The organism is Bacillus cereus group sp. MYBK101-2, assembly GCF_051918845.1.
Taxonomy (GTDB): domain Bacteria; phylum Bacillota; class Bacilli; order Bacillales; family Bacillaceae_G; genus Bacillus_A; species Bacillus_A paranthracis.
Genome location: NZ_JBQAIE010000004.1, coordinates 189,394 through 213,647, shown reverse-complemented (window position 1 = coordinate 213,647; position 24,254 = coordinate 189,394). Strand labels below are relative to the sequence as shown.

Sequence of the window (24,254 nt, the reverse complement as noted above, 5' to 3'; positions counted from 1 at the left end):
AATCGTCACTCGAAAAAAGTAGCATTAACAGGTAAACGTTAATGCTACTTTTTTATATTTTAAGTTCATCAGCTAGTTTTTCTAACTGAATTCGATCTTGTATGTAATAGGTTCTTCCATCTTTCTTTAAGTAATTTTGTTGGCAAAATTGGTTTAATACATATAAAAGGTGACGGTAGCTAACATTTAAGTATTCCGAAACCTCAGTATGTTTTTCTATATAACTGTTATTTTGTTCTGTTAATAGAATAAACGCCGCTAATCGATTTTCGAACGGATAACTATTATTTTTAGCATAACTTTCTGTTCGGGTAATGGTTTTCTCACCGATAAATTTGCATAGTTTCTGTAGAAAGGTAGCATCTTGTAACAAAAGATGCTGACAATCTTTAAGAGGAAGCGCTAAGCATATACACTCTTCAATTACTTCCACCGTTTTCGTAACAGATTCTACGCCAATTAATCCTAATTCCCCAATGAACGAAGGTGCCTGAATAAAGTTAATCAAGGAGACCTTTCCGTTTTTGTGACTCATATATATTTTTGCTTTCCCAGAAATTAAGTAATAAAGATAAGGAACATCGACCCCTTCATTACATATCTTTTCTCTCTTCTGAAAGGAATGTAGTTCAGCATACGGTAAGATATCAAAAGAAAAAAGAGTATGGAATTTGTAAGTTTGTATGTAATGAGAGATTTCTTCGCTATTTCTGCTGACTTTCATGTTTTCACCTCATGTTTAGTATGAGATATCTCCTATTATTTTTACAAGAAAGAATGATACGATTTACGTAAATTTGTTTTTGTAGAAAAGAGAGTGTGAGGGGCTTATGAAAAAATATAAAACACTATTATTTGATGTAGATGATACATTGTTGGATTTTCAAAAGGCAGAAAAATCGGCATTACGTATGCTTTTTGAAGAGAAAGGGATGTCTCTAACTAGCGAGATTGAAGCGCAATATAAAAAAATTAATAAAAGTCTTTGGACTGCTTTTGAAGAAGGTAAAATAAATCGTGATGAAGTTGTAAATACACGATTTTCAATTTTGTTTAAAGAATACGGGGAAGAAGTAGATGGGATATTATTCGAAAATAATTATCGCAGTTACTTAGAAGAAGGAAATCAGCTCATGGAAGGTGCTTTACAATTTATAAATCAAATTCAAAGTGAGTACGATTTATATATAGTGACAAACGGTATTTCTAAGACGCAAGATAAACGATTACGTAATGCAGGGTTACATGCCTTGTTTCAAGATATTTTTGTTTCTGAAGATACAGGTTATCAAAAGCCGATGAAAGAGTATTTTGATTATGTTTTTGAAAGGATTCCTAACTTTGTTCCTGAAGAAGGGCTCATTATTGGGGATTCGTTAAGCGCTGATATGAAAGGTGGATATGTAGCGGGAATTGATACTTGTTGGTTTAATCCAGAAAAAAAATCCAATCATAGCGAGATTGTGCCAACGTATGAAGTGCAAAATTTTGAGGAATTACACGCACTATTGAAGCAACATGTGTAATAAAAATAGGCAGTGGAACTTTTGTCCCTACTGCCTATTTTTATTCGTTTGTAGCTTCGTTGTTTTTAGGAAGTGGAAATGCATTGCCAATCGCTGCCGCTCCAAGCATCGGTAAGAGTAAATTGAGCGGGAAAAACATGAGTAATAGTAATGTTATAGCAATTGGTTTTCTTAATGCATAGCTTGAAATTGCTGTCGTTACGATGGCTACCGAAGCGATTGGATCTATCGGGATAATGGAAGCTATAGCATATCCGATACTAGATCCAGCAAATATGATTGGGAAAATATGTCCGCCGCGCCAACCTGTATTTAAACAAACGGCAGTAATGCATAATTTTAAAATTCCTGAAAGAAGTAATACCCAGAAGGATAAGTGGGTCCATTCACCAACTAAATCTTTTAATTGGTGTTCTCCTGAAAATAACGTGTACGGGAGAAAAGTTCCTGTAATTCCTAATAAAATACCACCGATAATACCAAGTGATAGTTTGTATTCTTTTAAGGGATGGAGTAATTTCTCTAATGTGAATTCTAATTTGAAATAAAAGAATCCAACTATAGCGCCAATACTAGCAAGTGGGAGAAAGGCAATCCATTCGTTAAGAGAAAGAGAACCTTCTCCGAAATCAACGATAAAGGATCCGCGATTATCGAATTTACTAAGTAATAAATAAATGGAAAAACCAGCGAAAGTAGTAGCTAAATATACAATTGCTTTTTTTCCTTTAGAAAATTCGTTAATTTGGTCACCCTCATTTTCATTTGGAGCTAAATAACCGAATAATGGCGCGTTAAAAATTACGCTTAAAGTAGCACCAATTCCAACCTCTGTTAGTTCATTCATCCCCTTTAATGCGAATGTAAAACGATCCCCTACCCATGTACAAAGTCCACCGATAATGCCAACAAGTGCTGCCTCGGGACCTAAACTGGCTCCAAAGATTAAAACGATAATCGCAGTTAAAGTAGCTTTATGTACAAAGCGGTATTCAATTCTACCTGTTTTTTTATATTCACCCATCACTTCTGGCATAAGACGTGGATATGTACCGAAATACTTTTGAGTTAAACCAACGAGAATACCACCGATAGTTGTGACGCAAATAGTGTAGTAAGGGGGAGAAGCGAAAATAGTAGGTAAGTATTCCCAAATAAAGTGAATGCCGATATTTATTGTAACTAAAAATAACCAGACTGTTGCTCCTACTATAGAGCCTAAAAGAATGCCGTATAGGACGAGTATATAGTGCATGTCCTTTATGTTTGTCATGTTATACCTCCGTTAATGTAAGTTGTAATGTCGAAAGGATTAAATATGCTACTGTGAAATGAATATGTATAGTATCTTTTTGAGAGGTTGGCTTATTCAATATATTGGGGTCTCGTGAGAATTTGAAATGTATACAGTTAAACCACTTACTTAATTCTATATAGTAATCGTAGGTTTTAAAAGGTCTTTTTTAAATGGATATGGAATATATTTCTTTTGTTATGCATGTCAAATTCTTTGTATTTAATTTAGAACATTCAGAAAAACTAATTGACATTAGGAAATTATTGCTATAAAATCAACGGTAATTGCATAGTCTTATCAAGAAAAGGTGGAGGGACAGGCCCGATGAAACCTTGGCAACAGCCGTATAACGGAATTGTGCCAAATCCTGCAGGTAATAATCCTGAAAGATAAGAAAGAGCCTTTAGAGCGTGTTTTCAAACTGCTCCTTTCTTGTTTTCAGGAAAGGGGCAGTTTTTTATTTTGTATAAAAGAAAGGAGAATGAGAAATGGGAGAATCATGGGGGAAAGGAACGATTTGTGTGCAAGGTGGCTATACGCCAAAGAATGGAGAACCGCGTGTTTTACCGCTTTATCAAAGTACAACGTATAAATACGATACTTCGGATGATTTAGCAGCGTTATTTAATTTAGAGGCAGAAGGATATATATATACGCGTATTGGTAATCCTACTTTAGCTGCATTTGAGCAAAAGCTGGCGGATTTAGAAGGCGGTGTAGGAGCTGTTGCAACGGCCTCTGGGCAGGCTGCTATTATGCTTGCTGTTTTAAATATTTGTAGTAGCGGAGACCACTTGCTTTGTTCTTCCACAGTTTATGGCGGGACGTTTAATTTATTTGGAGTGAGTTTGCGTAAACTTGGTATCGATGTTACATTCTTTAATCCGAATTTAACTGCTGATGAAATTGTGGCCCTTGCTAATGATAAGACGAAACTCGTTTATGCAGAATCGCTAGGAAATCCGGCGATGAACGTTTTAAATTTCAAAGAACTTTCAGATGCAGCGAAAGAGTTGGAAGTACCTTTTATCGTGGATAATACATTAGCAACTCCTTATTTATGCCAAGCATTTGAACATGGAGCAAATATTATCGTTCATTCTACGACGAAATATATTGATGGTCATGCAAGTTCGTTAGGTGGCATTGTAATTGACGGAGGGAACTTCGATTGGACAAACGGGAAATATCCTGAACTAGTTGAACCGGATCCAAGTTATCACGGCGTAAGTTACGTTCAAAATTTTGGTGCAGCAGCTTATATTGTGAAGGCACGTGTTCAATTATTAAGGGACTACGGAAACTGTATGAGCCCATTTAATGCGTATATTAGCAATATCGGCTTAGAAACATTGCATTTACGAATGGAGCGTCATAGTGAAAATGCTCTTGCAGTTGCTAAGTGGCTTGCTAACCACGATCGTATTGAATGGGTGAATTATCCGGGATTAGATAGTAATGAAAATTATTCGTTAGCACAAAAGTATTTGAAGAAAGGTGCTAGTGGTGTTTTAACATTCGGCATTAAGGGAGGATTAGAAGCAGCGAAAGAATTTATCGCAAATGTAAAACTAGCAACTCTCGTAACACATGTAGCTGATGCGCGAACTTGCGTTATACATCCCGCTAGTACAACGCATAGACAATTAAGTGCTGAAGATCAGCGCTTAGCTGGCGTCACATCAGATTTAATTCGTTTATCGGTTGGTATAGAAGATGTTTCGGATATTATTGCCGATTTAGAAGCAGCGTTAGTCGGAGGCAAACAACATGCCGATCATAATTGATAAAGATTTGCCAGCTCGCAAAGTGTTGCAGGAGGAAAATATTTTTGTAATGACAAAAGAGCGAGCAGAAACACAAGATATCCGGGCATTGAAAATTGCTATATTAAATTTAATGCCTACAAAGCAAGAAACAGAAGCGCAATTACTTCGTTTAATTGGAAATACACCGTTGCAATTAGATGTTCATTTACTTCATATGGAATCGCATTTGTCTCGTAATGTTGCACAGGAACATTTAACGAGTTTCTATAAAACATTCCGTGATATTGAGAATGAGAAATTTGATGGACTCATTATTACAGGAGCACCAGTTGAAACCCTTTCTTTTGAAGAGGTAGATTATTGGGAAGAGCTTAAACGTATTATGGAGTATTCAAAAACGAATGTAACATCTACGCTTCATATTTGCTGGGGGGCACAGGCTGGTTTGTATCATCATTATGGCGTTCAAAAGTATCCTCTTAAGGAAAAAATGTTTGGTGTATTTGAACATGAAGTTCGTGAGCAACATGTGAAATTGTTACAAGGGTTTGATGAGTTATTTTTTGCCCCGCATTCTCGTCATACGGAAGTACGAGAGAGTGACATTAGAGAAGTGAAGGAGTTAACGTTATTAGCCAACTCTGAGGAAGCGGGCGTTCATCTTGTTATTGGGCAGGAAGGAAGACAAGTGTTTGCGCTCGGTCATAGTGAATATAGTTGTGATACGTTAAAGCAAGAATACGAACGAGATCGTGACAAAGGGTTAAATATTGATGTGCCGAAAAACTATTTTAAGCATGATAATCCAAATGAGAAGCCGCTTGTAAGGTGGAGAAGCCATGGAAATCTATTATTCTCTAATTGGCTAAATTATTACGTGTATCAAGAAACCCCTTATGTATTATAAAAAAAGATTGTGTCGCACGTGGCAACGTTTTCTTTGTAAAGATTAACTTTTATTTTTCCGAATGTTCTAAAAACATTGTTTTTCAGATTTTTTGCTCATATAATTTCATCTAAACACAATTTTTGAGGGGTGGACAGTATTATGAAAGAAATTCAAGTTGGCTTATTAGGTCTTGGGACAGTTGGTAGCGGTGTAGTTCGTATCATTACAGATCACCAAGAGCGACTTATACACCAAGTAGGTTGTCCTGTAAAAGTAACGAAAGTGCTAGTACAAAATATTGAAAAAGAGAGAGAAGTAGAGGTACCTTCTACTCTATTAACGCAAAATGCAAATGAAATTTTAGACAATCCAAACATCGACGTTGTCATCGAAGTAATGGGTGGCATTGATGATGCAAAAGCATATATTTTGCAAGCTTTACAAAGCGGGAAGCATGTTGTGACTGCTAATAAAGATTTAATGGCGTTACATGGAGCGGAACTATTAGCGGTAGCAAAAGATAATAAAGCAGATTTGTTTTATGAAGCAAGTGTAGCCGGAGGGATTCCGATTTTACGAAGTATTGTAGAGGGACTTTCTTCAGATCTTATTACGAAAGTAATGGGAATTGTAAATGGAACGACAAATTTTATTTTGACGAAAATGTCAGATGAAGGGAGAGCATATAACGACGTGTTAAAAGAAGCCCAGCAACTTGGATTTGCAGAAGCGGATCCAACATCAGATGTAGAAGGTTTAGATGCAGCAAGAAAAATGACAATTTTGGCTACCCTTGGTTTCTCTACAAATGTAGAGCTTGGAGATGTCAAGGTAAAAGGGATTACTTCTATTACAGAGGAAGATATCGAATACAGTAAGAGTTTAGGTTACACGATTAAACTAATCGGTCTTGCGAAGCGAGATGGTGAAAAATTAGAGGTTACAGTTGAACCGACTTTACTTCCAAATACACATCCTCTTGCGGCCGTGCAAAATGAATATAACGCTGTATATGTGTATGGTGAAGCAGTTGGAGAAACGATGTTTTATGGACCAGGTGCAGGAAGTTTACCGACAGCAACCGCTGTTGTTTCTGATTTAGTAGCTGTAATGCAAAATATTAGATTAGGGGTAACAGGAAATAGTGCTGTAGTCCCGCAATATCAAAAAGTATTAAAAGAGCCAGACGAAATTGTTGTGAAGAAATTTTTAAGACTTCATGTGAAAGATGAAATTGGTGTATTTGCAAAAATTACTTCGTTATTCTCTGAGCGTGGTGTTAGCTTTGAAAAAATTATTCAAATGCCACTTGAAGAGAAAGGAAAAGCTGAAATTGTAATTGTAACGCATCGTGCTTCTCTTGCTGATTATGATTATATTCTACATACGTTGCAAGGTTATGAAGAAATAGATTGTTTGAAAGCAAACTATCGAATTGAAGGGGATGCAAAGTAGTATCTCCACTAATAAAAAACCTATTAAGCGGCTTGCTTAATAGGTTTTTTTCTATTTAAAATGTGCGTACCAACTTGAATAAATGCTTGTATAATCCAGCCTGTTGTAAAGGATAAAATGATTGTCCCAAAATAGATAGGTCCATCTAATAAGAAGCTTAATGTTAAAAATAAGAATGCTAACGAAATTTCCGTTCTTCTAAATGTCCATTTCTTTTTCTCAGCAACTGTTAAAACGAAGGCTTCTTGAGGTGCTGCGCAAAGATTTGTAGAGACGTAAAGACCAATTCCAGCTCCAACGAATAGATTTCCGCAAATAAGTGTTATATATTTTGGAAGAGAACGGATAGCGTCCATAATAGTTGTAATGGAACCGATCCAATCAACAAAAAGAGAAATAAGAACCATTGTTACAATTGTACCGATCGTAATTTGTTTTTTATTCCAAAAGAGTACGATAAGGGTAAAAGCAAAGTTAATCATGAAAATCCAAAAACCGATACTTATCCCAAAGTTTTGATATAGTGCAATAAAGAAGGAATCATAAGGGCTAAGTCCAAAGGAAGTAATTGTCGTCATCATATTAATGCCGATGGCGAGAATAAGTAGACCGCTAATGAAAAATATATGTTCTAATTTGAGGCGAACCATAGTTGTATATCCTTTCAAAATGTATTTGCTAGGAAAGGATATATTGTGGAAAGCTTACCAGGTCAAGGGAGAATTTTTGTGAGAAGGGGAAAATGAGATGACGAATATAAGAAAGATTGCGGAACTCGCTGGAGTATCTATTTCAACTGTTTCACGTGTACTAAATAATCATCCATATGTGAATGAACAGAAGCGAAAAGAAATTTTAGCGATTATAGAAGAGTTAAATTATACGCAAAATGGGAATGCAATTCATTTAGTGAAAGGAAAAACGAATGTAATTGGCGTTTTATTACCACACGTAAATGATCAATATTATAGCGCTATTATTGAAGGAATATCAAAGGAAACAGCAAAGAATAATTATAATATGATGCTTTGTCAGACGAATTATAGCGAGGAAAGAGAATTAGAAATTTTGAATATGTTAAAAATGAAAAAGCTTGATGGGGTTATTATATGTTCCCGAACAAATAGTAAGGAAAAGCTTGAAGAACATACGAAATTTGGTCCAATTATTATGTGTGAGGAAATAGATTCAAACTACATTTCAAGTGTACATGTTGATTACTATAAAGTGTTTTCACAAGGGATGAAAAGCTTAATAGATGCCGGTCATACACGTATTGGTTATTGCATTGGAAGAAGTAATAGCATTAATAGCCAGAGAAGAAAACAAGCATATGCGGATTCACTTCAACAGATTGCTGTAACACCGTTAGAGACCTGGAAGTTTAAAGGCTGTTTTACAGTGGAAGACGGGCGTAATGTAATTAGGGAATGGGCCTGTATGTCAGTAAAGCCAACTGCGTTTCTTGTATCTTGTAACCATATTGCAGCGGGAATGGTAACGGAGGCGAAAAAACAAAGAATTCGTATTCCAGAAGATGTTACGATTATCGGTTGTGATGATCAAGATGTAGCAGACATTTTAGGTATTACGACGATTTCATATTCTAGTAAAAATGTTGGCGTGAAGGCATTTGAATTATTATATGAAAAGATTAATGATGAGCAAATAGATGTAAAGCACGTAGAGTTATTGCCAGAATTCGTACAAAGGGAAACAACATAATAGATAAGGTATGAAAATCGCTTTTCAAAATTGCGTTTGGTATAATTATGGACAATCTATGGGGACTAAAAGGGGTTTTGATATGAGATCAAAAGTAGTAAAAGTAATTCTACTCATTACAATTGCATCTTTCTGTTTATTTGCATATGGCTTTGTTTCAGGTGTAAATGATGTATTAAATCCGAAAGCTTCAAATTTAATTAAAAAGACCGATGTAGTGGCAAAAGAGAAAAAGAAAACGGGAACATTACAAATCGTTAGTTTAGGTGATTCATTAACACGCGGTGTTGGTGATAAAGAAGGAATTGGTTATGTTGGACGGATGAAAGAAGATTTACAAAAAGATTATAAGCAAAAGGTTGCTTTAACTAACTTAGCGGTTAGTGGTGCGAAAATGCCTGACTTATTAAAACAAATTGAGAGTAGTGGCGCTCAATATTCAATTAAGCAAGCAGATGTAATCGTTTTAACGATTGGAGGAAATGATTTATTTCCAGGTTGGGACTCGCTTGGAAAGATAGATTTAGAAACATACCGTCCTGATACAGAAACATTCCAAAATGAAGCGAAGAAAATTATAGAAGAAGTTCGTAAGTTAAATACAGATAGCCCAATTTTTTGGCTAGGTTTATATAATCCTTTTGAAGATGTAGAAGATTTAAAAGGGTCTTCAAACATTGTTGTAGACTGGAATGCATCTTTAGAAAAATTGGCGATAAATAATAAAAATGTGTATATTACACCGACATTTGATTTATTCCAAAACCGTGGGAAAGATTTATTATACTCCGATCATTTTCATCCGAATGAAGTAGGGTATACATATATGGCGGACCGATTAGTTCAAAATGTAGCAAGTAAATTAAAACTAGAACAAGGAGGGGTAAAATGACGACGATACTTTCCGTACGAGACTTGAAGAAGGTAATTGGAAAGAAGACTCTTGTAGAGAATATTTCCTTTGATGTAAAGCAAGGAGAAGTGTTCGGGTTCTTAGGACCAAATGGTGCTGGAAAGACGACTACCATTCGAATGTTAGTCGGATTGATTAAGGCGACAGAAGGTACGATTTCTATCGGTGGTTATTCGATTAAGGAAAATTTTAGAGAAGCGATGCGTCAAATTGGGAGTATCGTTGAAAACCCAGAGTTGTATACATATTTAACGGGATGGGAAAATTTAAAGCAATTTGCTCGTATGTTAGGTGATATATCAGATGAACGTATTATTGAAATTGCTGAAATGGTTCATTTGGATGAAAGAATTCATGACAAGGTAAAAACGTACTCACTTGGTATGAAACAACGACTTGGAATTGCGCAGGCGCTCCTTGGGAATCCAAAATTGCTCATATTAGATGAGCCAACGAATGGTTTAGATCCAGCAGGGATTAGGGAACTTAGGGAATTTATACATAAGCTTGTGAAAGAAGAAAATATGAGCGTGTTTATTTCAAGTCATTTGCTAAGTGAAGTGCAAATGATATGCGATCGCGTTGCTATTATTCATAAAGGAAAGATGATAACAGTTGCCAAGGTTGAAGAATTAATTAAAACAGCAAGTGACCGCGTAGAATGGATTGTTACGCCGATTGGGAAGGCAAAAGATATGCTAGAAGATGCTGAGGAAGTAAGAGAAGTGAGTATAGAAGGTGATCGATTACTATGCCGCATGAATATCGCATCTATAAGTAATTGGAATAAACATTTTGTAGAAAACGGGATAGATGTACATAGTGTTAAGGAACTTGTATTTACGCTAGAAGATTTATTTATTGAACTCACAAGGGGTGAGCAGCATGCGTGAATTTGCGAATCTAGTTTTAAACGAATCGGAGAAGATTTATCGTAAGAAGCGTATTTTTGTTGTTATGCTTATTTTAGCAATCTTAATCCCGCTCTTCGTGTATGCGCAGTATCGTGAAATAGAAACAACACAAAAAAGGCTAGGTACAACGGATTGGAAAGTTTCGCTGCAGCAACAAATCGTTGATTCTCAAAACCGTTTGAACAATTCTAGGTTGCCAGAAGAATGGCGTGATTGGTTAAAGGTAAGAGTTGAGCAGCAACAATATTATTTAGATCATGATATTAACCCGATGGCACCGGGCGCACCAACTTTTGTAAGGGCGTTTATTGAGCAAGGAATTACATTATTTATTCCACTTCTCGTAATGATTGTCTCCATTGATATTGTTTCAGGAGAACGAAGTGATGGAACGATGAAGATGTTACTTACGCGGCCGATTCGGCGCTGGAAAATACTCCTTAGTAAATACGTAACGATGTTATTTTTCATTTCGCTCATACTGCTCCTTGTAGGTGTGTTTGCTTACGTATTATCAGGGCTTGTATTTGGATACTCGGGATGGAATTTACCTGTTTTAACTGGATTTGTTATTGATAAGGAAACGTTAAATACGAATTTTGTACATCTTATTCCGCAGTGGCAATACATCCTAATGGCGTATGGACTAGCCTGGTTTGTTGCTATCGTTGTCGGAACTATATCATTTATGGTCTCTGTTTTAATTCGTAATACACCAGCTGGTATGGGCGTTATGCTAGCTGCATTAATTGCAGGCGGTATTTTAAGCTCGTTCGCAACATCTTGGGAAGGTGCGAAATATATTTTTAGTGTGAATTTATCATTAACAGATTATCTATCAGGAAAACTACCTGCATTACAAGGTTTATCGATGGAGTTTTCTTTAATGAATTTAACGGTTTGGGCAGTTGTTTCCCTTATCATTTCATTTGTAGTATTTACAAAACAGGATATGGTGAATTAATTAGACGGGAAGTGAAAGCATGGAAAATGTTTTAAAAAATGATTGGGGGCCATTATTGGCACCAGAATTTGAGAAAGAATATTATCGTAAGCTAGCTGATTTTTTGAAAGAAGAGTACAGTACACATGTTGTTTACCCAAAGAAAGAAGATATTTTTAACGCTCTAGAGTATACAAGTTATGAAAATACAAAGGTCGTTATTTTAGGACAAGATCCATATCATGGACCGAATCAAGCGCATGGTTTAAGCTTTTCTGTGCAACCCGGTATTAAAACGCCACCGTCGTTGTTAAATATGTATAAAGAACTTCGAGATGAATATGGGTATGATATTCCAAATAACGGTTATTTAGTAAAGTGGGCAGAGCAAGGCGTTTTATTATTAAATACTGTATTAACAGTTCGACAAGGTGAAGCAAATTCTCATAAGGGAAAAGGATGGGAGCATTTCACAGATCGCGTAATTGAGCTATTAAATGAACGTGAAAAGCCAGTTATTTTCATATTGTGGGGACGCCATGCACAGGCGAAGAAAAAATTAATTACAAATACGAAGCACCACATTATCGAATCTGTACATCCAAGCCCACTATCAGCAAGACGTGGTTTCTTCGGAAGTAAGCCATACTCTAAAGTAAATACGATTTTAGCTAATATGGGCGAGAGGGAAATTGATTGGGAAATTCCAAATTTGTAAATAAAAAAGGTAGTTAACAGTCGTTAACTACCTTTTCATTATTGTTGCTCGTTCTTTAATTTTGCATCTAGTACAAACGTGCCAAATGGGATAACTGATGAAACGAATGCCCCAAGTGCCCATAAAATTGATTTACGGTGTACGATTGTTACTTGAATTACTGCGAAGATAAATAAAATAAATAAAACACCGTGAGCCATGCCTGTAATTTTAACAGCTGTTGCAAATCCTGCGAAATATTTTAATGGCATTGCTACAAATAATAGTAGTAGAAAAGAAATCCCCTCAATAAGTCCAATTGCTCTTAATCGTCCGATTGGTGTAGATAACATGTAAAATAGCCTCCCTTAACGTATGCTTGTTTATAGTAAATTTGTATTCTTTTTTAAAATAAAATAGTCTATTTTGTTTCATTATATACAAAAAGAAACTTTACACTACGAGAATAGTGTAAAGTTCAAAATATAGTCACAAAAGCATGGTAATTTAAATAAAAACCTATTTGAAGTGTTTGACTTCAAATAGGTTTTATGAGTGGAAATATTAAACAAGTGCTTCTTTTTTTAGTACGAACTTCTCTACAACCTTTGCTACACCATCGTTCATATTTGTATCTGTTACATAGTTTGCAATTTCCTTAATATCATCAGGTGCATTGCCCATTGCAACACCAAGACCGGCGAATTCAATCATCGCCTGATCGTTATAGCTATCGCCCATTGCGATAACTTCTTCGCGCTTAATGCCAAGTTTTTGGATTAATTGGTTTAAGCTCGTTCCTTTTGTAACACCGGCTTCAGTAAATTCTAAGAAGAATGGTTTAGAACGCATAACGCTTAATTGTCCTTCTAGTTGTTTTTGTAATTTCTTTTCTACTTCAACAAGGCGTTCAGCTTCTTTGTTCATTAATACTTTTACTACAGGCTCTTTAACAGCAGCTTTAAAGTCATCTACTACAACAATTGGCATACCAGTAATATCGCCCTCAATTTCAGTATAAGGATTATTTTCTTCTGTTACGATATCATCGCCCATATAAGTATGAATCCATACATCTTCAGTTTTACTAATTTCAAATAGGTTGTGAACGATTTCAGGAGATAGCGTACTACTAAAGATTTCTTCGTTTGTTTTACAGTTAATAATTTTTGCGCCATTAAAAGATAGAATGAAACTGCCGTATTCTTCTAAACGAAGTTCTTTCGCTACATTGCGCATACCAAACGTTGGACGTCCGGAAGCAAGTACAACTTTTACACCTTGTTCTTGTGCAGTCATTAGTGCTTCTTTCGTACGAGGTGAAATAGTATGGTCGTCACGTAATAAAGTATCATCTAAATCTAAAACAATCATTTTATAAGTCATATTGAAAATTCCCTTCTTTATTTAAATCAAATATATGTTCATGGAGATGTAAGAAATAATAGTAAGACATCGAACCTCTTTAAAAAGAGGTAGATTCATTTTTATGAGTGTTTTTCTCATCATATTAATTAATAATCATTGGGGATGGACAAAACCCCAATGATTAAAGTTTTACTTTATCGTAACAACTCTAAAGATAGAGTGCAATAATGGAAGTTTTCCAATTTACGATACTTGTTTTGTTGTCGAACGAGAAAATAGTATTTCTAGTAAGATTGCCATTACAGCCCCAAGAACGAGACCATTACTTAGGAATGAAGCTAGAAATGGTGGAAGCGTGGAATATGCTTCTGCTGGAACGAACATAACCCCAATTCCTGTGAAGATTGACAGACCTGCTACTTTAAATAATCGTTCTTTATCCTGTACCGTTTCGTATTCTCGAAAGGCGAGACCGATCATGCTTGCAAATACAGGATAAATGGCAGCATAACCAACTGCAACTGGGATTGCCGCAAAGAATGAAGTGATCTTTGGGAATATACTAACGACAATAATAAAGCTTGACCCTAATATAAATGGGAGGCGTTTATAAATATTAGTCGTTGCAATAAAACCTGCTGATCCAGAAATAGCGACAGGTCCGATAGCCGAAAACAGGCCGCCTAGTAATTGATTGATTCCTGTTATAATACCGGCCTGTTTAAAACGATCTGATGCAGCATTTTCTTCATATTTAGAGACAACCTTTTGTACAACGCGAATACTTGCTAACATATTTGTTAGAAGTAAGAGTGTAACGAAAATGACCGTAATTACCATGTTCCATTCAACACGAGGCATTCCGAAAACAAATAAGGATGGAAAACGGATTATATCTGTCACTGGTGTTATTGGATTAGATAATCCGAAGCATGCGAATAATATCCAGCCACAGACGATACTGAAAAGAACAGAATATTGTCCGATAATAGGTAGCTTCATGATGAAAAAGGATAGTAAAATAACAATGAGTGAAAGAATAAATACGTTAGGTTGTACTTCTGTATGTTTTCCATCCAGGCCGAACATTCCTTTTAAGAAGGAACCACTAAGTTGTGCAACAAGAAGAAATAAGTACGTTCCAATGACTGTCGGTGTAAAATAGCGAACGAGTTTATCAATAAGTCCAAAAACGCTAAGAATAATACAAATGATACCGCTTAATAAGAAAGCATATTGAAGAACTTTAAGTGTCTCATTGTTTGATCCAAATAATACGACACCTAAACTTGCATATAGGGAGAAAATTCCCCACCAAAGGCCAGCAGGACCTTCTTGAATAGGAAGTTTATGCCCAAATATAGCTTGCAGTAGACCAGCAAAGCCTAGAACAAATAATGTTCTTTGTACGAATGCGATAGCTTCAGCGCCATCAAGACCATAACTAGTTGCGACGCTAATTGGTACAATAAGACTCCCAGCTAAAATAAATAGTGCCCATTGTAAGGCGGAAAGAAATGTTTTCATTATATCAACCTCTTTCATAGATTCCGTATCTAGTATATATGTATTTCATTTCCACTGGCAAAGATTGTAGATAGAGAAAAGAGTTGAAACATGATATGAATGCACGTAAGCAATTATGGATAGCAGTTATATGTATGACTTTTGTTGTAATTTTAGGAACGCTAGGATTTATGACGATTGAAGAGATTAGTTTGTTTCAAGCATTTTGGATGACGATGATTACTGTATTAACTGTTGGATACGGAGATGCCATTCCTGTAACACAGGCAGGAAAAGTTTTTGCGCTCCTTATCATACCGATTGGAGTCGGTATCGTTACGTATGCAATCGGTGTAGTGGCAGCTATGATTATTTAAGGGAACCTATTTCATGCAGTACGGAGGAAGAAGATGGATAAACAAATAGCACAGTTACAAAATCATATTATCGTATGTGGTTGCGGTAGAGTAGGGCTTCAAGTTGTACATGAATTGCAAGAAAAGAAAATTCCATTTGTCGTCGTGGATAAGGATGAAAGCATATTAGAGAAGGAAAAGCTTTTATATGTACATGGAGATGCAACAGAAGACCAAGTGTTACATCATGCTGGGATTTCAAAGGCAGCTGGTTTAGTTGCTATCGTAGCAAATGACGCTGAAAATGTATTTATTACGTTAACTGCAAGAGGATTAAACGATGCAATTAAAATTGTGGCAAGAGCAGAAAAACCAGAAACCGAAGACAAATTAAAGAGGGCTGGTGCAAATAAGGTGATTAATCCATCTAGTATGGCAGGGATTCATATTGCAAAAGGTATTGCGAATCCGCTAACAGTTCATTATATTGATACAGTACTGTATGGCGTGGAGCAGTCATTTGTAATTGAAGAAATTGCAGTCGGTGAGGGCTCTATTTTAGCTAATAAATCATTATTAGAGAGTGATGTTAGAAATCAATTTGATGTAACAATTTTAGCGATTTTGAGAAATGGGAATGTTATACATAATCCAACAGGGCAGGAAAAGTTGCAAGAACATGATATGATAATAGTATTTGGTTCAGTAGAGAAGCTGGGACAATTTGAGAAAGAACTACAAAGTACGAGGTGATAAGGGATGCAAATATCAAGCGATAAGATTTTAAATAAAATGGCGAATGAAATTGCAAAGGCAAAAAGTAGTGAAGGACAAAAATCAAAAGAACATGTATTAGTTGTGCGTGCTTTATGTGATTTATTATTAGATGAGCAAGTTGAATCTTCTACGTATAGAGAGCCACAAGTTCAATCACAAATAATTGGATCAAAACCAATCACGATGCAACCAATTGCACCGGTTTCTAATGAGCCAGTATATATAAAAGAAAGTGATGCAAACGGTAATTCTTTATTTGATTTTTAGAGGATAAATCGTTTGGCTTATATGAAAAAATTGCTTATGATAAAAGTAAAAAAGGGGAATTAAGATGAAAATTTTCTTTTTACTAGGTTGTATTGCAGCGGGGCTATCTGTTGCGTTAGGGGCTTTCGGAGCACACGGTTTAGAAAATAAAGTTTCTGCAAAAATGTTAGAGGTTTGGAAAACAGGTGTTACATATCAAATGTTTCATGCAGGTGGACTATTTGTAGTTGCTTTATTGATGGATAAAATTCAATCATCACTTTTAACTACTGCTGGCTGGCTTATGGTAGCCGGGATTATTATGTTTTCAGGTAGTTTGTATGCATTAAGTACGACGGGTATTAAGTTCTTTGGCCCAATTACACCTCTTGGTGGTGTGGCGTTTATTGTGGCATGGATCTTAGTCGGAACTGCAGTTGTAAAAGGATTATAAAAACAAAAGCTGGCATATGCCAGCTTTTTTTATGGTCTTGGAGCATAAGTAGCTTGTTGACTAGGTAAATACGTAATTTCTTCTGGGAATTCCACATAATCTAAGTAAATCATTAGTAGTAAATAACGTTTCCCTGATTGTGGCTCACTAATTACAATATGATCCCGACCAGCAGCTTCGATAATACCCGTGTACGATTGTGTACCAAGTGAGCTGCCACGTTCATAAGTCATTACAACTGTGGCTTGCTTGCCTTTGTTCAAGCGGAGAATATTTTCAATATATGACTGTTCTAGAGGTAACATACCTTGAGAAACAGCATATTGAGCTTGCGCAGCTTGTTGTTGCATTGCTTGCTGTTGTTGCTGTTGCTGTGGGGTCATTTGTTGCGGTTGTACATAAGTTCCAGATGGTTGATAGAAACCTGTTCCGTAATACGGATTTTGTTGCTGTGCCATTTAAAAATCCCTCCTTGTTTTCATTCCTTAATATATGCTAGGGCAATCCCCAGCATTTGGTTGGAAGAAGCAGTGCTTCTTGAAGCGACCAGAGTTTTGCTGGTTATACCAAGTTGGTGGACATGCACCTTCAGGCCTAAAAAACCATAAGGCAAAGTTGGCAGGCCAGAAACGTTGTCCTTGAATCGTTCGCCTTGCTAAGGCGATATCTTGCTCCCTTGCTCGTTGATAAAAATATCCTTTTTGCGTTGCCTCAAAACCACCAGGGTTTTGATACACCATTTGACGTAAATTACGTATTTTTTTAAAATCTAAACAATTTCCGCGGACACGATTTACCCCAACATTTCCGACCATTAACATCCCCTGTTGTCCTTCTCCTTCAGCTTCAGCACGCATCAATCTAGCTAATAACTTAACATCTTCTTCGTTATAAGCAATAACACCCATTATGTGTCACCTCTCTTTTTGGAATACCTTTTGGAAAGAGGTTTATCTCTAGATGAAGTGTGTAACAATTACTAGTTCATACGTATGAGAAAAAGGACTCAGATATGACAACCAAACGAAGTTTTACATTGAGAGGGGAATATAAAAAAAGCTAGCGTGAGCTAGCTTTTCATCATTAAAATACTTTAGACCATAAGTTTGAGAAGAAATCTCCAATAGAGCGCATTGATAACACAAACCAGTTTGCTTTTTCAACTTCTTCTGTCGTTTTTGCGGTAACTTTCATACTTTTACTACCGTCTAAGAAACCATATTTATCAGTTGATTCTAAAGTAATCGATCCTACTTTGGCACCTTTCTTAATAGGAGCAACTAAATGACCATCTTCAGCAAGAGATTTATCAACTTCAGTTCCAATTTTATAAGGATCTTTGCTACCTTTTTTCGCAATTACGGTTATTTCTTTTTCCGGTGCAACAGTGACTTGGTCTTCTTTCCCTTGTACTACAGAGAGTGTATTGTTTTTATCGACCTTTAGTTTTTGTTTTTCGAAGTTATTAAACCCGTATTCGATTAACTCACGAGATTCCGTGAAGCGCTCGTCCATTGATTTTGTTTTAATAATAACCGAAATAAGACGTACATCACCACGTTTAGCAGTAATAGTAAATCCGTACCCAGCTGTATCAGAACTTCCGGTTTTTAAACCATCAGTACCTTCATAAGCGAAAGCAGCTCCTGGTAACATCCAGTTCCAGTTTTCCATACGAATTGGTTTCGGATGATTATCTGGGAAGTTTCTAAATCTTTGTTTTGTATCCTCTAGCATTTCTGGATACTTTGTAATCATTGCTTTTGAAAGTATACCCATATCGCGAGCTGACATAGAGTTTTCTGCATTTGGATCAGTACCCTCAGGATGTTTTCCTTTTAAGTCAGCGTTATTTAAACCAGTAGCGTTTACAAATTTATATTTCTTTAACCCTAGTTTTTTTGCATGTTCATTTGCAAGATTTAAGAAGTTTTTCTCACTTCCTGCAAGAAGTTCTGCTAAGGCAATACTAGATCCGTTTGCAGAGAAGATAACGATAGAATGATATAGTTCTCTTACAGTATATTGACGTCCTTTTTCGAACGGCACGTTAGAGAATTCATTATTACGTGAAACTTCATAAGCGTAATCGGAAATATTTACCTTTGTATCCCAAGTGATTTTTCCTTCTTTAATTGCTTCTAACACGGCATAAACAACAATTAATTTTGACATACTAGCGATAGCTAGTAATTCATCTGGATTTTGTTCATGCAGTATTTTTCCTGTATCTGCATCAAATAGAAGTGCAGCAGCTGCCTCAATGTGTATTTTTTCTTCCGCATGGGATGTTGTTACTCCTAAGGAAGAAATTGACAATAGGAACACTAGTAAAATAGAAAAGATTTTCTTCATATACATTATCACCTTCGCATCGTTATTAGCATATAGCTCGTACCATTTTAGCATAAATTTGGATATAGAAAGGTTACAATTTTGTAAGGTATTTAAAAGGGGTTTGTCGATTTTTGTTCAAATTTGCGGAAAAAAGAAGTTTTTTGAGGAGAAATATAGAGGGGAATCAAAAAAGGAACGAATTTCGTTCCTTTTTCACGATTTACCCCGCATTAACGGACAGTAAGATCCCCACCTCAAAATTAAGCAAAAGCAAGGATTAGGTAGGCGATCAACTGCCCGTAAAAGCCCGATTGGTTCAACTAATAATCAGTGGGGATGAACAAAATCCCCACTGATTAAAGTTTCACTTTATATGTGTAAAAATTTCTCTACCTTTTCGTCTGGTAAAATGTTTCCGACGAAAAATGTTCCGAATTCACCATAACGAGCACTTACTTCATCGAAGCGCATTTCATATATAAGCTTTTTAAATTGAAGAACATCGTCAGCGAATAATGTTACGCCCCACTCAAAATCGTCGAATCCAACAGATCCTGAAATAACTTGGCGTACTTTACCTGCATACTGGCGACCAATTTTACTATGACTGTACATCATTTTCTTACGTTCCTCCATCGGAAGCATGTACCAGTTGTCATCACCTTGGCGACGCTTGTCCATTGGATAGAAGCAAATATGATTTGCTTTCGGTAACTCAGGATATAAGCGAGCTAAGATTTGTGGATTTTGGTATGGATCTTCATCAGCTGGAAGGTAGTTGCTTAGTTCAACAACAGATACGTAAGAGTATGCAGGAACCATATATTCAGCTAAAGTTGTTTTATTCAATTCTGTCTCAATTTCATTTAACTCTTCCATTGTTGAACGTAAAATCATAAGCATAATATCAGCTTTTTGGCCAACAACTGTATACATTGCGTGACTGCCCTTTTTTGCAGCAGCTACGTCGTTCCATTTTTCAACGACATTTAAAAATTCAGACACAGCTTGTCCGCGTTCGTCGCTAGATAATGTTTTCCATGCAGCCCAATCAATAGAACGTAAATCATGTAAACAATACCAGCCATCTAACGTTGTTGTTGCTTCACTCATTCTATTCACCTCAGTTAATGATAGTTTTACACGTTAACTATAGCATATATAGTTTTAAAATCATCTATATAAAACCTTGGCGCATAAAATTGTCACATTTAAGTGTTTAAGCAAGGTGAATTTAACGGCTGAATTTTATGAAAATATAATCATTTTTATTTTATCTATTTTTTGGGAGCTATAAGTTTAAAATATAGAGGAAAAGAAGTATTCTTAAAGATAGAGTTTTTTAACATATGTAGGAGGGTTTATTCGTGAGCAACTTATTTACAACAGTAAAAGAAAAAGTTCAAGGAAAAGGCATTTCTATCGTACTTCCTGAAGGAACTGATGAAAGAATTTTAGGCGCTGCAGAGCGTTTAGCAAAAGAAGAGTTAGTAAAACCAATCTTAGTTGGTAATAAAGAAGAAATTAGCGCAAAAGCTGCTAGCATGAATTTAACATTAGCAGGCGTTGATATTTACGATCCAGCTACATACGAAGAAATGGATGCAATGGTAGCATCTTTCGTTGAACGCCGTAAAGGTAAAGCAACTGAAGAAGACGCTCGCAAAATCCTTAAAGACGAAAACTACTTCGGTACAATGCTTGTATACATGGGCAAAGCACACGGTTTAGTAAGTGGTGCAGCTCACTCTACAGCTGATACAGTTCGTCCAGCACTTCAAATCATTAAAACAAAACCAGGCGTTACAAAAACTTCTGGCGTATTCATCATGGTACGTGAAGAAGAGAAATATGTATTCGCTGATTGTGCAATTAACATTGCACCAAATAGCCAAGATTTAGCTGAAATTGGTATCGAAAGTGCGAAAACTGCTGAACTATTCGGCATTGATCCACGCGTTGCTATGTTAAGCTTCTCTACAAAAGGTTCTGCGAAATCTCCAGAAACAGAAAAAGTTGTAGAAGCAACTCGCATTGCAAAAGAAATGGCTCCAGAATTAGCTCTAGATGGAGAATTCCAATTCGATGCTGCATTCGTACCATCTGTAGCTGAGAAAAAAGCTCCAGGTTCTACAATTAAAGGTGATGCTAACGTATTCGTATTCCCAAGCTTAGAAGCTGGTAATATCGGCTACAAAATCGCTCAACGTTTAGGTAACTTCGAAGCAGTAGGACCAATCTTACAAGGTTTAAACATGCCTGTAAACGACCTATCTCGTGGATGTAACGAAGAAGAAGTGTACAAGTTAGCTTTAATTACAGCAGCTCAAGCACTTTAATTCTATAACGAATTGAAATAAAGACCGTCGCTAAAATAGCGACGGTCTTTATTTTTCTAAGCCAAGTGCTTTATTGTTACGATCAATAATACGTTGTAAATTCGTCTCATATAAAGGTATTTCATCTATTGTTAATTGAGATGGTGTTAACTTTGGAGCGAATTGCTGCAATGTTTTTAAAAGGCGCATCATTAAATCTTGTACTGTAATGGTTTCGCCAAGTAATTCTGAAAGTGAAGCCATCGTACTCGGTACAATTTCAGGATAAGTAAAGCGTGTTTCTTCTCCTTGAATGGCTAGGTTGTAGAAATCACGAACGAGTGCGGCACGTTCAGAGCCACTTCCTGTAGCACAGAGATAAATTTGGACAGCGACACCACCGCGAATACGGCGCTGTGAAATACCAGCAAATTTTTGATCGCGAATACTTAAATCGTAGCTACCAGGGCAGTAAGAACCAACGATTTCTTTTGCCTCAATTGTAACATCGTAATCCTTTAACATTTCCTGAATTAAATGCCACATTGTATCGTATCCAAGATCAATATCGATACCTTTTTCCGTCTCTTGGAATAAAAGCGATACGTTTAACACACCTTCATCAAGTACGACTGCAAGTCCGCCAGAATTACGAACGATAACATTGAAGTTGTTTTCTTTTAAAAAGGAAATTCCTTCTTCCAAGTGCGGTAGGCGTGAATCTTGAATGCCAAGAACAATTGTATTGTGATGAACCCAAGAACGCATTGTTGCAGCTGATTGACCATTTCCGATACTTGTGCATAATGTGTCGTCCATTGCGAATGACTGCAATGCATGGAATGTTGGTCCCAAACTAGACTGATCTACAATACGCCACTCTGGCTGAGATAAAATGGAACGGGAATTGCTCATATAACTAACCCCTTATCTTTAAAATGACAATCTCTATTATAGCAAAAAATAATGAAAGTAGTTTTTAAGAGAAAACCTTACTGAATTGTAAGGAAAGTGAATTGGTTAAATAATCTAAGATGGCTAAACTAAGAGATGTAATTATTGATTTTAGGAGGCATACAAATGAAAAATGTTAAATTAGGAATCGTAGCGATTATGTCAGCTGCTGTATTTAGTGGCTGTTCTATTATGGATATGATTGCACCACAAGCAACGGGTGTTGTTATGTACGGAGATGAAACAGGCGTTCAACAAACAATGGATCAATATAAAGATAAAATTGAATCTCAAAATAAATTTGAAGCTAAACTAGGTACTGTTAATGAGAAAAAGGTTTTAATCATGAATAAAACAACGGCTGAGAAGATGGTAAAGGAAAACATGCTGAAAAAAGTAGTGAAAGAAGATGTAGAACCTATTAAAGCATTGCCGGCTATTTCTGATGAAGCTGGAATTGTATTTGCTAAAGAGGAACAAAAAGATGTAGTAATTGATGGAAAGAAAATGAAGTACGAAGGCAATGTAGTAATTGGTGATGCACGTAAATATACAGATATGTATGCAGTTGTTAGTGATGCAGAATATGCAAAAATAAGTGAACCGGTAAAAACAATTGGTTTAGCATCCTTTAAAGAGAATCCAAAGGAAAAGATTTTCCCAGATATAAAGAGGGATTCTAAAGTAGAAGAAGCACATATGGTTGAAGTGAAATAACAAAAAGGATGCATGTAACGCATCCTTTTTACTCTGCAATTTTTTCTAAATTACCATTTCGATCCATTCGGAAAGATGTTTGAGAACGTTCTTCTTCATCCATGACTGCCAACTTACGAGCGCGGTTCATAATGTTCATAAGTGTTTCGTAATCTTCTTGTACAGTATGAGATTGTTTTTCTAATTTTTCCAGTTTCTTTTCTAGTTCTTCATTTCGAAGGATTTGTGATTTAATTTCTTGTTTCAATCTCGTATTCTCGTTTTCAAGAGCTGTCACTTTTATATTTGAAGATCCGACTGTTTGTAAAAAATAAATAACATCTTGCATTGTCATAGAGCCTTTTGCAGTAGGAACGGTAGTTTCTTGATATGGAGTAGCTTCTTTATATTGTACAATTGATTCCTCTTGTACGAACTCTTCATAATTAGTTATCGAATCTGAAGCTGGTGGTGTATAAAGTAAACGTTTTTTCGCTTGTTCACCACTTGCAGCACGCATTTTATCTTTACGATGTTTTTTTGCTAGTTGAAGAGCTTGTTCATAGCTATAGCGAACAACAGCATTCCAACGGAAACCACAGGCAGCCGATGTACGATTTAATCTGTCTCCTACTTCTTCAAATGCATTTAATTGGGTACTTCCTTCTCGAACGTGACGAAGTACAGTTTCAGCAAGTAATAAATCATCCTCATCCGTCCAAGCATCTTGTCTTACTTTCATAGATTCAACTCCCTTTCTTTTTATGAACTTCCTATTTTTATAATGGGCAAAAAAGTGAGCTTTTATACAAAGCTTTTAAAAATATGGTAGATTTCGATGAGAGGTATAAAGTGAAACTTTAATCAGTGGGGAGGTTCTTCATCCCCCACCTAACTTCTTTGCTTTCGCTGAATTTTAAGGTGGGGATCTTACTGCCCATTAAAGCGGGATAAATTTTGCCAAGAATGATGGAAGGTGCTGTAGGAAAACATATAAATATGTAGCATTATATGAGGAAAGAGCGTCGAAAGGAAACTTGCAACGAGCTTCAAAGAGCGGTAAAATACCATTTAGTGTTTATTTTTAAATGTACTTGAGAAAAGTTTAAAATAG

Annotated in this window: 25 protein-coding genes, 1 pseudogene and 1 riboswitch; of the genes and pseudogenes, 14 read left to right on the top strand and 12 right to left on the bottom strand. The window is 36.1% G+C overall.

The window, feature by feature from the left end:
• Positions 1-52 precede the first annotated feature (52 nt).
• Positions 53-724, bottom strand: coding sequence for a transcriptional regulator YeiL (locus tag ACTFSI_RS11855; protein ID WP_138320650.1), 672 nt, complete (start codon positions 722-724; stop codon positions 53-55).
• A gap of 106 nt (positions 725-830) precedes the next feature.
• Here ACTFSI_RS11855 and ACTFSI_RS11850 point away from each other — a divergent pair, with 106 nt between their 5' ends.
• A complete protein-coding gene (locus ACTFSI_RS11850; protein ID WP_197225596.1) occupies positions 831-1,526 on the top strand; it encodes a YjjG family noncanonical pyrimidine nucleotidase in 696 nt (231 codons plus the stop codon).
• 40 nt (positions 1,527-1,566) lie between these two features.
• Here the strand turns inward: ACTFSI_RS11850 and ACTFSI_RS11845 are convergent, their stop codons facing one another.
• A complete protein-coding gene (locus tag ACTFSI_RS11845) occupies positions 1,567-2,799 on the bottom strand; it encodes a chloride channel protein (protein WP_440045413.1) in 1,233 nt (410 codons plus the stop codon).
• A gap of 315 nt (positions 2,800-3,114) precedes the next feature.
• Positions 3,115-3,219: riboswitch (SAM riboswitch) on the top strand.
• Between the two features lie 92 nt (positions 3,220-3,311).
• Here ACTFSI_RS11845 and ACTFSI_RS11840 point away from each other — a divergent pair.
• The 3 genes from ACTFSI_RS11840 (at position 3,312) to ACTFSI_RS11830 (ending at position 6,936) form a co-directional block, all read left to right on the top strand.
• Entirely contained in the window at positions 3,312-4,610 is a 1,299-nt protein-coding gene (locus ACTFSI_RS11840; RefSeq protein WP_000504758.1) for a bifunctional O-acetylhomoserine aminocarboxypropyltransferase/cysteine synthase, read from the top strand.
• On the top strand, positions 4,594-5,499 hold the full coding sequence (metA, locus tag ACTFSI_RS11835) for a homoserine O-acetyltransferase MetA (RefSeq protein ID WP_001121522.1): 906 nt from the start codon (positions 4,594-4,596) through the stop codon (positions 5,497-5,499). Before ACTFSI_RS11840 ends, metA begins: the two co-directional genes overlap by 17 nt.
• A 141-nt stretch (positions 5,500-5,640) precedes the next feature.
• Complete coding sequence (locus tag ACTFSI_RS11830) at positions 5,641-6,936, top strand: homoserine dehydrogenase (RefSeq protein WP_000659112.1); 1,296 nt, start codon at positions 5,641-5,643, stop codon at positions 6,934-6,936.
• Positions 6,937-6,959: 23 nt separating this feature from the next.
• On the opposite strand, the gene ACTFSI_RS11825 is transcribed toward ACTFSI_RS11830, so the two are convergent.
• A complete protein-coding gene (locus ACTFSI_RS11825; RefSeq protein WP_044791891.1) occupies positions 6,960-7,586 on the bottom strand; it encodes a YczE/YyaS/YitT family protein in 627 nt (208 codons plus the stop codon).
• A 97-nt stretch (positions 7,587-7,683) separates the two neighbouring features.
• Here ACTFSI_RS11825 and ACTFSI_RS11820 point away from each other — a divergent pair, with 97 nt between their 5' ends.
• Genes ACTFSI_RS11820 through ACTFSI_RS11800 form a run of 5 tightly spaced genes read left to right on the top strand, consistent with a single transcriptional unit; the run spans position 7,684 to position 12,149 of the window.
• The gene (locus ACTFSI_RS11820) at positions 7,684-8,661 is read left to right on the top strand and encodes a LacI family DNA-binding transcriptional regulator (RefSeq protein ID WP_197225597.1); all 978 of its coding nucleotides are present in this window, start codon (positions 7,684-7,686) and stop codon (positions 8,659-8,661) included.
• Positions 8,662-8,671: 10 nt separating this feature from the next.
• The gene (locus ACTFSI_RS11815) at positions 8,672-9,553 is read left to right on the top strand and encodes an SGNH/GDSL hydrolase family protein (RefSeq protein ID WP_130983674.1); all 882 of its coding nucleotides are present in this window, start codon (positions 8,672-8,674) and stop codon (positions 9,551-9,553) included.
• Entirely contained in the window at positions 9,550-10,467 is a 918-nt protein-coding gene (locus tag ACTFSI_RS11810; RefSeq protein WP_000207715.1) for an ABC transporter ATP-binding protein, read from the top strand. The genes ACTFSI_RS11815 and ACTFSI_RS11810 overlap by 4 nt, the downstream gene beginning before the upstream one ends.
• Complete coding sequence (locus ACTFSI_RS11805) at positions 10,460-11,452, top strand: ABC transporter permease subunit (protein WP_197225598.1); 993 nt, start codon at positions 10,460-10,462, stop codon at positions 11,450-11,452. Before ACTFSI_RS11810 ends, ACTFSI_RS11805 begins: the two co-directional genes overlap by 8 nt.
• A gap of 19 nt (positions 11,453-11,471) precedes the next feature.
• Positions 11,472-12,149 carry a uracil-DNA glycosylase gene (locus ACTFSI_RS11800; RefSeq protein WP_000432535.1) on the top strand — a complete coding sequence of 226 codons (678 nt, stop codon included), beginning with the start codon at positions 11,472-11,474 and terminating at the stop codon, positions 12,147-12,149.
• Between the two features lie 38 nt (positions 12,150-12,187).
• On the opposite strand, the gene ACTFSI_RS11795 is transcribed toward ACTFSI_RS11800, so the two are convergent.
• The 3 genes from ACTFSI_RS11795 to ACTFSI_RS11785 all read right to left on the bottom strand — a co-directional run bounded on the left by ACTFSI_RS11795 (position 12,188) and on the right by ACTFSI_RS11785 (position 15,023).
• The gene (locus ACTFSI_RS11795) at positions 12,188-12,481 is read right to left on the bottom strand and encodes a DUF3817 domain-containing protein (RefSeq protein ID WP_000953390.1); all 294 of its coding nucleotides are present in this window, start codon (positions 12,479-12,481) and stop codon (positions 12,188-12,190) included.
• A gap of 211 nt (positions 12,482-12,692) precedes the next feature.
• Complete coding sequence (locus tag ACTFSI_RS11790) at positions 12,693-13,514, bottom strand: Cof-type HAD-IIB family hydrolase (protein ID WP_000221384.1); 822 nt, start codon at positions 13,512-13,514, stop codon at positions 12,693-12,695.
• A gap of 225 nt (positions 13,515-13,739) precedes the next feature.
• Positions 13,740-15,023, bottom strand: coding sequence for a purine/pyrimidine permease (locus ACTFSI_RS11785; protein WP_044791896.1), 1,284 nt, complete (start codon positions 15,021-15,023; stop codon positions 13,740-13,742).
• A gap of 95 nt (positions 15,024-15,118) precedes the next feature.
• Here ACTFSI_RS11785 and ACTFSI_RS11780 point away from each other — a divergent pair.
• The 3 genes and pseudogenes from ACTFSI_RS11780 (at position 15,119) to ACTFSI_RS11770 (ending at position 16,835) form a co-directional block, all read left to right on the top strand.
• A pseudogene (locus ACTFSI_RS11780) lies at positions 15,119-16,111 on the top strand (potassium channel family protein).
• A 6-nt stretch (positions 16,112-16,117) separates the two neighbouring features.
• Positions 16,118-16,402 (top strand): YwdI family protein, encoded by a 285-nt coding sequence (locus ACTFSI_RS11775; protein ID WP_001167356.1) that lies wholly within the window; start codon positions 16,118-16,120, stop codon positions 16,400-16,402.
• 64 nt (positions 16,403-16,466) lie between these two features.
• Positions 16,467-16,835: a DUF423 domain-containing protein gene (locus ACTFSI_RS11770; protein WP_000688322.1), complete on the top strand. Its 369-nt coding sequence runs from the start codon at positions 16,467-16,469 to the stop codon at positions 16,833-16,835.
• Between the two features lie 29 nt (positions 16,836-16,864).
• Here ACTFSI_RS11770 and gerQ read toward each other — a convergent pair whose 3' ends face one another.
• The 4 genes from gerQ to hemQ form a co-directional block, all read right to left on the bottom strand.
• Positions 16,865-17,293: a spore coat protein GerQ gene (gene gerQ, locus ACTFSI_RS11765; RefSeq protein WP_000068648.1), complete on the bottom strand. Its 429-nt coding sequence runs from the start codon at positions 17,291-17,293 to the stop codon at positions 16,865-16,867.
• Positions 17,294-17,320: 27 nt separating this feature from the next.
• Positions 17,321-17,743, bottom strand: a complete 423-nt coding sequence (gene cwlJ / locus ACTFSI_RS11760; protein ID WP_000538156.1) for a cell wall hydrolase CwlJ — start codon at positions 17,741-17,743, stop codon at positions 17,321-17,323.
• A 175-nt stretch (positions 17,744-17,918) separates the two neighbouring features.
• Positions 17,919-19,196 (bottom strand): serine hydrolase, encoded by a 1,278-nt coding sequence (locus ACTFSI_RS11755; protein WP_179192333.1) that lies wholly within the window; start codon positions 19,194-19,196, stop codon positions 17,919-17,921.
• Positions 19,197-19,541: 345 nt separating this feature from the next.
• The gene (gene hemQ / locus ACTFSI_RS11750; protein WP_440045412.1) at positions 19,542-20,285 is read right to left on the bottom strand and encodes a hydrogen peroxide-dependent heme synthase; all 744 of its coding nucleotides are present in this window, start codon (positions 20,283-20,285) and stop codon (positions 19,542-19,544) included.
• 254 nt (positions 20,286-20,539) lie between these two features.
• On the opposite strand from hemQ, the gene pta reads away from it, so the two are divergent.
• On the top strand, positions 20,540-21,511 hold the full coding sequence (gene pta, locus ACTFSI_RS11745; RefSeq protein WP_000067214.1) for a phosphate acetyltransferase: 972 nt from the start codon (positions 20,540-20,542) through the stop codon (positions 21,509-21,511).
• Positions 21,512-21,559: 48 nt separating this feature from the next.
• On the opposite strand, the gene ACTFSI_RS11740 is transcribed toward pta, so the two are convergent.
• Positions 21,560-22,405 (bottom strand): lipoate--protein ligase family protein, encoded by an 846-nt coding sequence (locus ACTFSI_RS11740; RefSeq protein WP_000071956.1) that lies wholly within the window; start codon positions 22,403-22,405, stop codon positions 21,560-21,562.
• A 165-nt stretch (positions 22,406-22,570) separates the two neighbouring features.
• Between ACTFSI_RS11740 and ACTFSI_RS11735 the strand changes: the two genes are divergently transcribed.
• Complete coding sequence (locus ACTFSI_RS11735; protein WP_000800129.1) at positions 22,571-23,161, top strand: lipoprotein BA_5634 family protein; 591 nt, start codon at positions 22,571-22,573, stop codon at positions 23,159-23,161.
• Between the two features lie 28 nt (positions 23,162-23,189).
• Here ACTFSI_RS11735 and ACTFSI_RS11730 read toward each other — a convergent pair whose 3' ends face one another.
• The gene (locus ACTFSI_RS11730) at positions 23,190-23,882 is read right to left on the bottom strand and encodes an RsfA family transcriptional regulator (RefSeq protein WP_000868375.1); all 693 of its coding nucleotides are present in this window, start codon (positions 23,880-23,882) and stop codon (positions 23,190-23,192) included.
• Positions 23,883-24,254 lie beyond the last annotated feature (372 nt).

Excerpts from the sequence above, each read along its gene's own strand:
- ACTFSI_RS11855 (WP_138320650.1), bottom strand. The coding sequence starts at position 724 with ATGAAAGTCAGCAGAAATAGCGAAGAAATCTCTCATTACATACAAACT.
- ACTFSI_RS11850 (WP_197225596.1), top strand. The coding sequence starts at position 831 with ATGAAAAAATATAAAACACTATTATTTGATGTAGATGATACATTGTTG.
- ACTFSI_RS11845 (WP_440045413.1), bottom strand. The coding sequence starts at position 2,799 with ATGACAAACATAAAGGACATGCACTATATACTCGTCCTATACGGCATT.
- ACTFSI_RS11840 (WP_000504758.1), top strand. The coding sequence starts at position 3,312 with ATGGGAGAATCATGGGGGAAAGGAACGATTTGTGTGCAAGGTGGCTAT.
- metA (WP_001121522.1), top strand. The coding sequence starts at position 4,594 with ATGCCGATCATAATTGATAAAGATTTGCCAGCTCGCAAAGTGTTGCAG.
- ACTFSI_RS11830 (WP_000659112.1), top strand. The coding sequence starts at position 5,641 with ATGAAAGAAATTCAAGTTGGCTTATTAGGTCTTGGGACAGTTGGTAGC.
- ACTFSI_RS11825 (WP_044791891.1), bottom strand. The coding sequence starts at position 7,586 with ATGGTTCGCCTCAAATTAGAACATATATTTTTCATTAGCGGTCTACTT.
- ACTFSI_RS11820 (WP_197225597.1), top strand. The coding sequence starts at position 7,684 with ATGACGAATATAAGAAAGATTGCGGAACTCGCTGGAGTATCTATTTCA.
- ACTFSI_RS11815 (WP_130983674.1), top strand. The coding sequence starts at position 8,672 with ATGAAAATCGCTTTTCAAAATTGCGTTTGGTATAATTATGGACAATCT.
- ACTFSI_RS11810 (WP_000207715.1), top strand. The coding sequence starts at position 9,550 with ATGACGACGATACTTTCCGTACGAGACTTGAAGAAGGTAATTGGAAAG.
- ACTFSI_RS11805 (WP_197225598.1), top strand. The coding sequence starts at position 10,460 with ATGCGTGAATTTGCGAATCTAGTTTTAAACGAATCGGAGAAGATTTAT.
- ACTFSI_RS11800 (WP_000432535.1), top strand. The coding sequence starts at position 11,472 with ATGGAAAATGTTTTAAAAAATGATTGGGGGCCATTATTGGCACCAGAA.
- ACTFSI_RS11795 (WP_000953390.1), bottom strand. The coding sequence starts at position 12,481 with ATGTTATCTACACCAATCGGACGATTAAGAGCAATTGGACTTATTGAG.
- ACTFSI_RS11790 (WP_000221384.1), bottom strand. The coding sequence starts at position 13,514 with ATGACTTATAAAATGATTGTTTTAGATTTAGATGATACTTTATTACGT.
- ACTFSI_RS11785 (WP_044791896.1), bottom strand. The coding sequence starts at position 15,023 with ATGAAAACATTTCTTTCCGCCTTACAATGGGCACTATTTATTTTAGCT.
- ACTFSI_RS11775 (WP_001167356.1), top strand. The coding sequence starts at position 16,118 with ATGCAAATATCAAGCGATAAGATTTTAAATAAAATGGCGAATGAAATT.
- ACTFSI_RS11770 (WP_000688322.1), top strand. The coding sequence starts at position 16,467 with ATGAAAATTTTCTTTTTACTAGGTTGTATTGCAGCGGGGCTATCTGTT.
- gerQ (WP_000068648.1), bottom strand. The coding sequence starts at position 17,293 with ATGGCACAGCAACAAAATCCGTATTACGGAACAGGTTTCTATCAACCA.
- cwlJ (WP_000538156.1), bottom strand. The coding sequence starts at position 17,743 with ATGGGTGTTATTGCTTATAACGAAGAAGATGTTAAGTTATTAGCTAGA.
- ACTFSI_RS11755 (WP_179192333.1), bottom strand. The coding sequence starts at position 19,196 with ATGTATATGAAGAAAATCTTTTCTATTTTACTAGTGTTCCTATTGTCA.
- hemQ (WP_440045412.1), bottom strand. The coding sequence starts at position 20,285 with ATGAGTGAAGCAACAACAACGTTAGATGGCTGGTATTGTTTACATGAT.
- ACTFSI_RS11740 (WP_000071956.1), bottom strand. The coding sequence starts at position 22,405 with ATGAGCAATTCCCGTTCCATTTTATCTCAGCCAGAGTGGCGTATTGTA.
- ACTFSI_RS11735 (WP_000800129.1), top strand. The coding sequence starts at position 22,571 with ATGAAAAATGTTAAATTAGGAATCGTAGCGATTATGTCAGCTGCTGTA.
- ACTFSI_RS11730 (WP_000868375.1), bottom strand. The coding sequence starts at position 23,882 with ATGAAAGTAAGACAAGATGCTTGGACGGATGAGGATGATTTATTACTT.